Origin of the sequence: Pseudomonas fluorescens, assembly GCF_018614655.1 — a bacterium.
In the GTDB taxonomy this organism is placed as follows: Bacteria; Pseudomonadota; Gammaproteobacteria; order Pseudomonadales; family Pseudomonadaceae; genus Aquipseudomonas; species Aquipseudomonas fluorescens_BX.
Map to the genome: position 1 here is coordinate 521,638 of NZ_JAGGOG010000004.1, position 11,365 is coordinate 533,002.

Annotated in this window: 7 protein-coding genes and 1 pseudogene; 7 read left to right on the top strand and 1 reads right to left on the bottom strand. The window is 61.2% G+C overall.

The features are described 5' to 3' along the window. The first annotated feature begins 63 nt into the window (after positions 1-63). From pilG to J7E41_RS07335, 6 genes are all read left to right on the top strand, one after another. Positions 64-471, top strand: a complete 408-nt coding sequence (gene pilG / locus J7E41_RS07310) for a twitching motility response regulator PilG (protein WP_214991238.1) — start codon at positions 64-66, stop codon at positions 469-471. A 46-nt stretch (positions 472-517) separates the two neighbouring features. Next, a complete protein-coding gene (gene pilH, locus J7E41_RS07315; RefSeq protein ID WP_155583731.1) occupies positions 518-889 on the top strand; it encodes a twitching motility response regulator PilH in 372 nt (123 codons plus the stop codon). A gap of 12 nt (positions 890-901) precedes the next feature. Then, on the top strand, positions 902-1,441 hold the full coding sequence (locus tag J7E41_RS07320; protein WP_214991240.1) for a chemotaxis protein CheW: 540 nt from the start codon (positions 902-904) through the stop codon (positions 1,439-1,441). Further along, positions 1,438-3,492 (top strand): methyl-accepting chemotaxis protein, encoded by a 2,055-nt coding sequence (locus tag J7E41_RS07325; RefSeq protein WP_214991242.1) that lies wholly within the window; start codon positions 1,438-1,440, stop codon positions 3,490-3,492. Before J7E41_RS07320 ends, J7E41_RS07325 begins: the two co-directional genes overlap by 4 nt. Positions 3,493-3,651: 159 nt before the next feature. Continuing rightward, complete coding sequence (locus J7E41_RS07330) at positions 3,652-9,504, top strand: hybrid sensor histidine kinase/response regulator (protein ID WP_214991244.1); 5,853 nt, start codon at positions 3,652-3,654, stop codon at positions 9,502-9,504. Further along, entirely contained in the window at positions 9,497-9,952 is a 456-nt protein-coding gene (locus tag J7E41_RS07335) for a chemotaxis protein CheW (RefSeq protein ID WP_214991246.1), read from the top strand. The genes J7E41_RS07330 and J7E41_RS07335 overlap by 8 nt, the downstream gene beginning before the upstream one ends. Before the next feature lie 300 nt (positions 9,953-10,252). Here J7E41_RS07335 and J7E41_RS27960 read toward each other — a convergent pair. Continuing rightward, positions 10,253-10,474, bottom strand: a pseudogene (locus J7E41_RS27960) (HigA family addiction module antitoxin). Positions 10,475-10,841: 367 nt separating this feature from the next. On the opposite strand from J7E41_RS27960, the gene J7E41_RS28305 reads away from it, so the two are divergent. Continuing rightward, positions 10,842-11,084: a DUF6124 family protein gene (locus tag J7E41_RS28305; protein WP_353049390.1), complete on the top strand. Its 243-nt coding sequence runs from the start codon at positions 10,842-10,844 to the stop codon at positions 11,082-11,084. The last annotated feature ends 281 nt before the right edge of the window (positions 11,085-11,365 follow it).

Sequence of the window (11,365 nt, forward strand, 5' to 3'; positions counted from 1 at the left end):
TCCTGCACAACATCAGGCTGTACACACCGAAAACCGATTCGCTGTGGCGATGGTAGAACAGATATGGAACGGCAACCCAACGCCTTGAAAGTGATGGTGATCGACGACTCGAAAACGATTCGCCGCACCGCTGAGACACTGTTGAAGAACGTAGGGTGCGAAGTCATCGCGGCCATCGACGGTTTCGATGCCCTGGCCAAGATTGTTGACCATCACCCGCACATTATCTTTGTCGACATCATGATGCCGCGCCTGGACGGTTATCAGACCTGCGCCCTGGTCAAGAACAACCCGGCGTTCAAGTCGATACCGGTGATCATGCTGTCGTCCAAGGATGGCCTGTTCGACAAGGCCAAGGGGCGCATTGTCGGCTCTGATCAGTTTTTGACCAAACCTTTTAGCAAGGAAGAACTGCTGAGTGCGATCAAGGCGTATGTGCCGGGTTTCGTCGCAGTAGAACAAGCACATTGACGGCAAGCCTTGAGCGCTTGCGTCTACCTATGTAGTGGGGAAAACCATGGCACGTGTTCTGATTGTCGACGATTCGCCGACTGAAATGTACAAACTGACCGGCATGCTGGAAAAGCATGGCCACGAGGTCCTCAAGGCCGAAAACGGCGCTGATGGCGTGGCGCTGGCCTCCCTGGAAAAACCCGATGCCGTACTGATGGACATCGTGATGCCAGGCCTCAACGGCTTCCAGGCCACTCGCCAACTGAGCAAGCACACTGACCCGAGCATCAGTTCGATTCCGATCATCATCATCACCACCAAGGATCAGGAAACCGACAAGATCTGGGGCGAGCGCCAGGGCGCGAAAGACTACCTGACCAAGCCCGTGGACGAAGACACCCTGATTGCCACCCTGAACAAGGTGTTGGCGGGCTGACGGCACGTTCCCATGACCGAGTCGCAAACCGCCTTCGAGTTGCTGCTGGACATCGACCGCCGCTGCCGTCTGTTGGCCGCCGACCTGCCTTCCCAGGAAACCCAGGTGCAAAGCTGGAGCGGGATCGGCTTCCGGCTGGGTGACCACTGGTACGTGGCGCCCATGGGCGAAGTCGCCGAAGTGTTGCACGAGCCGCGCTGCACCTTGATGCCCGGAGTCAAGCCGTGGGTCAAGGGCGTGGCCAACTTGCGCGGGCGTTTGTTGCCGGTCATCGACCTGTGCGGGTTTTTCGGCCACGAACTGTCGACCCTGCGCAAACAACGGCGCGTATTGGTCGTGGAGTATCAGGACGTGTTTGTCGGCCTGTTGGTGGATGAGGTGGTGGGGATGCAGCATTTTGCGCAAGAGTTGTTGGCCCGCGCTGCGTTGACGGTGGATGAAGCCGCCAGTGCCCCCTTTATCCAGGGCCAGTTCAAGGGCGAACAGGTGTGGCAGGTCTTCAGCCCCTTCGCCCTGGCCCAGGCCCCGCGCTTCATGGATGTCGCCGTATGAGCACCGTCACGCCCCCCAAACCCCAGGAAGCCTCCCGCAGTCGGTCGCAGATCATCGTGCTGTTTATCGCGCTGATCGTGTTCATCATGTTGCTGTTCGCCAATTTCGCGTACCTCAACACCCAATCGACCTATGACAAGCAGTACATCGGCCATGCCGGTGAGTTGCGGGTGCTGTCCCAGCGTATTGCCAAGAACGCTACGGAAGCAGCGGCGGGCAAATCCGCCGCGTTCAAACTGCTGGGTGAGGCGCGCAATGATTTTGCCCAGCGCTGGAGTTACCTGAAAAAAGGCGACCCGGCCACCGGCCTGCCGGCGGCCCCCCGCGAGGTACGCGCAGAAATGCGCGCCGTGCAGACCGACTGGGAAGCGTTGCTGAAAAACACCGACGCCATTCTGGCCAGCGAGCAAACGGTACTGTCCCTGCATCAAGTGGCGGCGACATTGGCGGAAACCGTGCCGCAACTGCAGGTCGAGTCGGAAAAGGTCGTCGATATTCTGTTGCAACGGGGCGCACCGGCCAGCCAAGTGGCGTTGGCCCAGCGCCAATCGTTGCTGGCTGAACGCATCCTCGGTGCGGTGAATACCGTGCTGGCGGGTGATGAAACGGCCGTGCAGGCTGCGGATGCTTTTGGCCGCGACGCCAACCGCTTCGGGCAGGTACTCAACGGCATGCTCCAGGGCAATGCGGGTCTGCGCATCACCCAGGTCGAGGATCACGACGCTCGAGCCCGCTTGGCGGACATCTCCGAGCTGTTTGAGTTCGTCTCCGGCTCCGTGGATGAAATCCTCGAAACCTCGCCACAACTGTTCCAGGTGCGTGCCTCGGCGAGCAATATTTTTAGCCTGTCGCAAACCCTGCTCGATGAAGCCTCGCACCTGGCCACGGGTTTTGAAAACCTCGCGAGTGGGCGCACGTTTGACACCATCGGTGGCTACGTTCTGGGTTTGCTGGCGCTGGCGTCGATCATCCTGATCGGTCTGGTGATGGTCCGCGAGACCAACCGTCAGCTACGTGAAACCGCCGAAAAGAACGAGCGCAATCAGAACGCGATCATGCGCCTGCTGGACGAAATCGAAGACCTGGCCGACGGCGACCTGACCGTCACCGCCTCGGTGACCGAAGACTTCACCGGCACCATCGCCGACTCCATCAACTATTCCGTGGGCCAACTGCGGGACCTGGTCGCCACTATCAACCTCACCGCCGGTCAGGTGGCCGGTGCCGTGCAGGAGACCCAGGCCACGGCCATGCACCTGGCCCAGGCCTCAGAGCACCAGGCTCAACAGATCGCTGAAGCCTCCACCGCGATCAACCAGATGGCCCAGTCCATTGACCAGGTATCGGCCAACGCCGCCGAATCCTCGGCGGTGGCCGAGCGCTCGGTGGAGATTGCCAACAAAGGCAACGAGGTGGTGCACAACACCATCCACGGTATGGATAACATCCGCGAACAGATCCAGGACACCGCCAAGCGCATCAAGCGCCTGGGGGAGTCATCCCAGGAAATTGGCGACATCGTCAGCCTGATCGATGACATTGCCGACCAGACCAACATCCTTGCCCTCAACGCCGCGATCCAGGCCAGCATGGCCGGTGACGCCGGACGCGGGTTTGCAGTGGTGGCCGATGAAGTGCAGCGGCTGGCTGAACGCTCTTCGGCAGCAACTCGGCAAATCGAAACCCTGGTGCGGGCGATCCAGACTGACACCAACGAAGCCGTCATCTCCATGGAACAGACCACCACCGAAGTGGTGCGGGGGGCTCGGCTGGCCCAGGACGCCGGCGTGGCGCTGGAAGAGATCGAAGGCGTGTCGAAAACCCTGGCAGCGCTGATCCAGAGCATCTCCAATGCGGCGCAGCAGCAAACCTCGTCGGCGGGGCAGATTTCGTTGACCATGAACGTGATCCAGCAGATCACCAGCCAGACGTCGTCGGGTTCTACGGCTACCGCTGAAAGCATTGGTAACCTGGCGAAAATGGCCAGTCAGTTGCGGCGGTCGGTGTCGGGGTTCACATTGCCGGCGGCACGCAAGGCGGATGAAGACTGATGCAATGACCTGCCATTCTGTAGCCGCTGGCGAAGCCTGCGATAAGGCCAAAGGTCTTCAGCGGTCTAGCGTTTCAGCGTTCCTTCGGGCCGTTCGCAGGCTTCGCCAGCGGCTACAGGGTGCAAGCCCGGAAATTAATGAATTCAAGCGGGAGCAGTTATGGTTGATCGGCACGATTATGTGGCCCTCGAATGGGTCAAGGATGAAATTGCCGAAACCCTGAAGCAGGCCCGTTCGGCGCTGGACGCCTTCATCGACGAAGCAAGCAGTGACGCAATCGCCCTGTGCCTTGAGTGCATTCATCAGGTCCATGGCAGCCTGCTTATGGTCGAGTTCTACGGCGCGGCCCTGCTCGCCGAGGAGATCGAACACCTGGCGTTGGCCCTGCAGGCTGGACGTGTCAGTCAGCGCGACGAAGGCATCCGCCTGCTGCAACAGGCCCTGGGGCAATTGCCGTTGTATCTGGACCGGGTGCACAGCGCCCGCCGCGACCTGCCGTTGGTGGTATTGCCGTTGCTCAACGATCTGCGCAGCGTGCGGGGTGAAAGCCTGCTCTCGGAAACCAGCCTGTTCAGTCCGCAGTTGCTGGTGATCCCGCCGCTGCCCGATGACATCCTGGCCCAGCGCACACCGGACGATTTCCCCGAGCTGCTGCGCCAGTGGCGGCAGATGCTGCAACAGGCCTTGGCCGGGCTGCTGCGCGAGGACCATGGCCCCAGCAACCTGGACGATATGGCGCGGGTCTTTGCCCAGCTCGAAGCGCTGTGCCAAGGCGCGCCCTTGCTACCGCTGTGGCAAGTGACTTCGGCACTGGCGGAAGGCATGCTCACCGGCGTGATCGCCAACAGCCCGGCGCTGCGCAGCCTGCTCAAGGCCTGCGACAAGGAACTCAAGCGTCTGCTGGCCCAAGGCATCGCCGGAATCAACCAGCCGGCCCCCGATGAGTTGCTCAAGAGCCTGTTGTTTTACATCGCCAAAGTCACCCGGCCGACGCCGCGCATGCAAAGCCTGAAAGAACGTTATGGCCTCGACGAAGCCCTGCCCGACAGCGCCGTGGTGGATGCCGAGCGCGCGCGCATGGCCGGCCCTGACCGCGATGCCATGGGCTCCGTCCTCGGTGCCCTCTGTGAAGAGTTGGTGCGGGTCAAGGAGCGCCTGGACCTGTTCGTGCGCAGCGACCGCCAACACACCAGTGACCTCGATAGCCTGCTGGCGCCGCTGCGGCAAATTGCCGATACCCTGGCGGTGCTGGGATTTGGCCAGCCGCGCAAAGTGATCATCGACCAACTGGCGGTGGTGCTGGGTCTGGCCCAAGGGCAGCGTGAACCGAATGACGCAGTGCTGATGGATGTCGCTGGCGCTTTGCTTTACGTCGAAGCGACCCTGGCCGGAATGGTCGGCACCGTCGAGCCGGAGCGCCGCGAAGAAAGCCGCCTGCCCACCACTGACCTGACCCAGATCCATCAGTTGGTTCTCAAGGAGTCGTGCCAGTGCCTCAAACAGGCCAAAGAGCTGATCATCGACTGTATCGAGGCTCAGTGGGATCGGCAGCGCCTGGAGTCACTGCCCGAGTTGCTGACCCAGGTCCGCGGCGCCTTGGCGATGATCCCGTTGCCCCGTGCGGCGAGCTTGATGCGTGGCTGCAATCAGTATGTCGACGAGCAACTGATGGTCAGCGCGACGGTACCTACCGACACACAGCTCGCGCATTTTGCCGATGTGATCACCAGCCTTGAGTACTACCTGGAACGCATGCTTCAGGATCATGACGCCCCTGGCGAGCGAGTGCTGGACGTGGCCGCTGAAGGTTTGACGGCGCTGGGTTACTTGCCAGCTGAAAAGCCCTGGCGCCAGGAATTGCCCGCACCGATGGATGACGTGCCGGTGCAGGCCTCGACTGCCCAATCTCTGGCGCAGGTGCTGGCCAGTCCCACCTCGCGCCTCAATCCGCCGGCATTGCAACGCCCTGGCAGCTTGCTGCCACCGCCGGCTGGAGAAGAGCCGGTGGACGATGAGCTGCGGGAGGTCTTCCTCGAAGAAACCGGGGAAGTTCTTGAGATGCTGCATCGTGACCTGCCAGGCGGCATCGCCAGCCTGGAAGACAAAGCCATCCTCAGCGAAATTCGCCGCGCCTTTCACACACTCAAGGGCAGTGGGCGCATGGTCCGCGCTCTGGTGCTGGCAGAGTTGGCGTGGGCTGTGGAAAACCTGCTCAACCGCGCGCTGGAGCGCAGTGTCGCCGCCGGGGCTGACGTGCAGGCCGTACTGGATGACGCGGTGGCGCTGCTGCCGGCATTGATCGCCGATTTCGCCACGGATAGCCAACGCCAGCGAGACGATGTCGACGACCTGGCGGCCCGGGCCCACGCCCTGGCCAGCGGTGTCGAACGGCCGACCACGGCTGATGACGATCCATCGGCCCTGGACCCGCAGTTGTTGGAGATCTTTCGCAACGAAGCCCAGAGCCATCTCGATAGCCTCAATCATTTTCTGCGCCAGGCCACCGAGTACATGCCCCTGCACGTCAGTGACGAACTGCAGCGGGCCCTGCATACCCTCAAAGGTAGCGCCTATATGGCCGGCGTGTTGCCCATCGCCGAGCTGGCGCGACCGCTGGACCACCTGACCCGCGAGTACAAGGCCCATCGCCTGCCGCTGGACCTGGATGAGGTCGAGTTGCTGCTGGAGGCCGAAGCGCTGTTTCAGTGTGGTTTGCGCCAGTTGGACAACGATCCCGTCGCGCCGATCAGCGGCGCCGCAGCCTTGATCGAACGCACGCAACAGCGTTTGAACAGCCAACTCGAAGCGCTGCTCAACGCACCCAATACGGGACTGCGGATCAAGCGCGATCCCCAGTTGATCGCCAACTTCCTGGCCCAGGGCATGGACATCCTGCTGGACGCGGAAAGCCTGCTGCGCGTTTGGCAGCAGCACCCCGGCGAACGCCAGGAACTCAGTGCGTTGCTGGACGAATTGACCACCTTGGGCGAGGGTGCACACCTGGCCGATCTGCGCCCGATGGACGAACTCTGCGAAGCCTTGCTCGATCTTTATGGCGCGGTGGAAGAGAGCAGCCTGGCGGTCAGCGAGCGGTTTTTTCATGAGGCCGAACAGGCCCATGAAGCGCTGATCAGCATGCTCGACCAACTCGCCGCGGGTCAGGAAATCAGCCCTGCCGCCACGCGGGTACGGGCGCTGCGCGAGCTGCTGGATGAAGGCTTGGACCCGTCCGCTACCGGGCTGATCAAGAGCGACGGCAGCCGCGCGTTGAGCATCTCCGAGCTGGGTGCGGCCACCGCGCAGTTGGAGCAAGAGACGACGGTGGATGACGAAATCGTCGAGATCTTCCTTGAGGAAGCAGTGGATATCCTCGACAGCGCCGGCCAGTCCCTCAAACGTTGGCTGCTGGATCCCGACAGCGTAGCGCCGCTGTCGTCTTTGCAACGGGACCTGCACACCCTCAAGGGCGGCGCACGCATGGCCGAAATCGGCTCCGTAGGCGATCTCGCCCAGGAACTGGAAAACCTTTACGAAGGGCTGGTGGACCGTCGCTACACTTATTCCAACGAGCTGGCGCAGGCCTTGATGGCCAGTCACGAGCAACTGGCGCTGCAGCTGGAGCAACTGCAACACCAGCAGCCGCTGAGCGAGTCCAACACACTGATCAGCCATCTGCGTGAGCTGCGCCAAAGTACCGGGCCAGCAACATCGCCCATAGCGCCCGAGGTCACGGGCACTGATCCTGAATTGTTGGAGATATTCCTCGAAGAAGCTGCCGACATCCTCGACAGCTCAGGTGCTGCGTTATTGCGCTGGCAGGCGGAACCTGGGAGCCGCCAGGAAGTGGAAACCCTGCTGCGGGACCTGCACACCCTCAAGGGCGGTGCGCGGATGGTCGAGATCGGGCCCATTGGTGATTTGGCCCATGAGTTGGAGTTTCTTTACGAAGGCCTTTCGGCGGGTTTACTGGCGCCGTCCACCGAATTGTTTGCGCTGCTGCAAGGCTGCCACGATCGCCTGGCGCAGATGGTCGATGCGGTGGCGGCAGGATTGCCGGTGGGGTCCGTCGAGCGGTTGATCGAGCGCATCAAAAGTTTGGTTCACCCCATTGAGGATCAGGTAGCGCCGGTGGCGCTCCCAGGGGGCAAAGCCGAGGCTGTTCCGGCCAACGAACCTGCCGCTGACATGGTGAAGATTTCCGCCGACTTACTGGACGATCTGGTCAACCTGGCCGGTGAAACCTCGATCTTTCGGGGGCGCATTGAACAGCAGGTCAACGATGCGCGTATCGCCCTCAACGAGGTAGAAACCACCATCGAGCGGATGCGCGACCAGTTGCGCCGCCTCGACACCGAAACCCAGGGCCGCATTCTCAGCCGCCAACAAGCCGACGCCGAACGTCTGGGCTATGAAGAATTCGACCCACTGGAAATGGATCGCCATTCACAGTTGCAGCAGTTGTCCCGCGCTTTGTTCGAATCGGCCTCCGATCTGCTGGACCTCAAGGAAACCCTCGAGCGTCGCAATCAGGACGCCCACACCCTGTTGCAGCAGCAGGCGCGGATCAACACCGAGTTACAGGAAGGCCTGATGCGCACACGCATGGTGCCGTTTGAACGCATGCTGCCGCGCCTTAAACGTATCGTGCGGCAAGTGGCCGAGGAACTGGGCAAGGATGTTGAGTTTGTGGTCGGCAATGCCGAAGGTGAGATGGACCGCAACGTGCTGGAGCGGATGGTCGCGCCTCTGGAACATATGCTTCGCAACGCCGTCGACCACGGTCTGGAATCTCGCGAAGTGCGGCTGGCAGCGGGCAAATCTGCCAGGGGCCGTATCAGCCTGGACCTGACCCACGTAGGCGGCGACATCGTCTTCGACCTGCGCGACGACGGTGCCGGTGTGCCCCTGGACGCGGTGCGGCGCAAGGCGATCAAGCGCGGCCTGCTGGACCCTAATCTCGAGATCAGCGATCGCGACGTGTTGCAGTTCATCCTGCAGCCGGGGTTTTCCACCGCCGAAAAAATCACCCAGATTTCCGGGCGTGGCGTGGGCATGGACGTGGTGCATGAGGAGGTGCGCCAGCTCGGTGGCTCGATGGTCATTGACTCCAAGGCGGGTGTGGGCGTGCACTTTCGCATTCGCTTGCCATTTACCGTGTCGGTCAACCGGGCGTTGATGGTTCAGTGTGCGGACGATCAGTACGCGATCCCGCTGAACACCATCGAGGGTTTGGTGCGGGTGCTGCCCAACGAGCTGGAGGGGCACTATCAGCTGGACCCGCCCTGTTATGAATACGCGGGCCAACGCTACGAGTTGTATTACCTGGGCGAATTGCTGCACACCGTCGCTCGCCCGAAACTACTGGGCCAGAACCTGCCGTTGCCGGTGTTGCTGGTGCATTGCAACGAGCGGCGCATCGCGGTGCAGGTGGACGCCATGGCAGGCACCCGCGAGATTGTGGTCAAGGGGCTCGGCCCGCAGTTCGCCGGGGTTCAAGGGTTGTCCGGGGCGACCATTCTCGGGGATGGCCGGGTGGTGCTGATCATCGACCTGCTGGCCCACCTGAGGGCGCTGCAACCGGCCGTGACGAAGAACCTGGCGAACCCGCAGATCACCGTCAACGAGCCGCTGCAAAAGCGTCCGTTGCTGGTGCTGGTGGTGGACGACTCCGTTACCGTCCGCAAGGTCACCAGCCGTCTGTTGGAACGCAATGGCATGAACGTCTTGACGGCCAAGGACGGTATCGACGCCATCGCGGTGCTGGAAGAACACACCCCGGACCTGATGCTGTTGGACATCGAAATGCCGCGCATGGATGGTTTCGAAGTCGCGATCCAGGTGCGCAACGACCCACGGCTCAAAGGCCTGCCGATCATCATGATCACCTCGCGCACCGGTCAGAAACACCGCGACCGCGCCATGGCCATTGGCGTTAACGACTACCTGGGCAAGCCCTACCAAGAGTCGGTATTGCTGGAAAGCATCGCCTACTGGAGCAAGTCCCATGCATGACCACCGTGCCAGCCAACTCACCGGGCTACTGCTGCCCTTGGCCGACCGTCACCTGCTGCTGCCCAACGTTGCCGTCGCCGAGCTGATCGACTTCCAGCGCGGTGAGCCGGCCAGCGATGCGCCGCCGTGGTATTTGCGGCAAGTGACCTGGCGCGATCAGCAATTGCCGTTGATCAGCTTTGAGGCGGCGTGTGGTGGGACGAGTGTGGTCGGGGAGCGGGCGCGGATTGTGGTGCTCAATACGTTGGGTGGGCGGCCGACGCTGAAGTTTATTGCGCTGGTGATTCAGGGGATTCCGCGCTCCTACAAACTCGATAGTCAGTTGAGCTATGTAGATGTGCCGCTGTGCCGCTTGGAACTGGCGGCGGTGCAGGTGGGGGAGCAAGTGGCGAAGGTGCCGGATTTGATGGGGGTGGAGGCGTTGTTGGTGGAGGCGGGGTTGGCTTAGTTGATGGAGCTGATACGCCGCTATCGCAGCATAGGTATCTACACAATTGCTGTAGCCGCTGCCGAGGCACGAGGCTGCGATGGGTTTGGTGCGGCATTCCGACGTAGCGGCCCCCTAAGCGGTCCTGCGGCCCGCATCGCAGCCTCATGCCTCGGCAGCGGCTACAGAAAATCAGGCACCTGCGCAATTGTGTAGATACCTATGGCTATCGCAGGTAAACCAGCTCCCACACTTGATCTCGTGTGTTTGGCCAATCGCATCCATTTTGTCCATTCAATCAATCCGGGCAAATCGCTTGATTTACGGCTGCTCGCGATGCTCCGCCTGCCACAGGCTGTAAGCGCTTTGCATCAACAACCATAGTCGCGCTTTGCTGATGCCTGCCTGCGCGCTCTAGCTTCACCGCTCAGGGCAGACATGACCATGAAGGGTCTTTGAGAAAGTTTCCCGGGCGCAGTCAAGGCGTCGAGCCGTTTCGGTGATGGTGATGCCTTCGGACTTTTCCTGCACGTTTTCGCGCAATGCGTGAACTTGTCGCTCGCGGTTATCCCGCCTAGTCTTCCTCTGTCACCGCAAAAAACGGTGACACGGACGTGCAAGTCCGACGAAACTGTTTAGGCGTACAAACGCCCAGCCATCCAAACGGGCGTTTTTTGTGCTCGCTGCTTTATGGCGGCTGCGCGCAGGAGGTCTTCGGACCTGCTGGGTGTCCTAAACAGGCCCGGTCTTGCACACCTGCGCACGGTCGCCACCCTTAATTCGCGTGCAAGCGGAAGGTGGCGCTCCTTACTAACTGTTTAGGAGTTTCATCATGTTCAAACCTACCCCCAACCCGCGGCAAAACACCTCGTTTGAGCGCCGCAAGCTCAAGGCTGCCGCCGAGCGTGCCATAGGCCACTATTTTCCGTCTTCGGCATCCGCCTTTACAGTCGCTCCTGCTCAATCCACCGAAGCCCTGCTGGTCAACGCCTCTGAAACATTCGCGTCGCTTAATGCGTTGACTTCTACTCTGGCCTTTGAATTGGAAGGTTCGCAGCGAGGAGTAGTGCTGGCAATTCAACAGATGAGTGAGTTGGGGCAGTTGTTGGTGGATCAGGCACTGGAACAGGTGGCTCCATCGTCTGTTCCATAAAAATGGATCGGTCCCAAATAGGGACTGATCGTTCCCATTTTGGGACTGCTGCGCACGTTTGCACGAACACCGCCGCTCTCACACTTAAAGTCAGCCCTTTCAAGGTCTTTGAAAAGTCAGCCGTATTTGGAGAGCGAACACTGACCTTGTGGCGAGGGGGCTTGTCCCCCGTTGGGCTGCGAAGCAGCCCTAAAACCTGCCATTGAGTTCTGCCTGAAAGAACGCGGCAGCCTTATTGGGGCTGCTTCGCAGCCCAACGGGGGACAAGCCCCCTCGCCACA

What these genes read in the sequence shown, in the direction of transcription:
- J7E41_RS07335 (WP_214991246.1), top strand. Translation starts at nt 9,497, where the DNA reads ATGCATGACCACCGTGCCAGCCAACTCACCGGGCTACTGCTGCCCTTG.
- J7E41_RS07325 (WP_214991242.1), top strand. Translation starts at nt 1,438, where the DNA reads ATGAGCACCGTCACGCCCCCCAAACCCCAGGAAGCCTCCCGCAGTCGG.
- pilH (WP_155583731.1), top strand. Translation starts at nt 518, where the DNA reads ATGGCACGTGTTCTGATTGTCGACGATTCGCCGACTGAAATGTACAAA.
- pilG (WP_214991238.1), top strand. Translation starts at nt 64, where the DNA reads ATGGAACGGCAACCCAACGCCTTGAAAGTGATGGTGATCGACGACTCG.
- J7E41_RS07330 (WP_214991244.1), top strand. Translation starts at nt 3,652, where the DNA reads ATGGTTGATCGGCACGATTATGTGGCCCTCGAATGGGTCAAGGATGAA.
- J7E41_RS07320 (WP_214991240.1), top strand. Translation starts at nt 902, where the DNA reads ATGACCGAGTCGCAAACCGCCTTCGAGTTGCTGCTGGACATCGACCGC.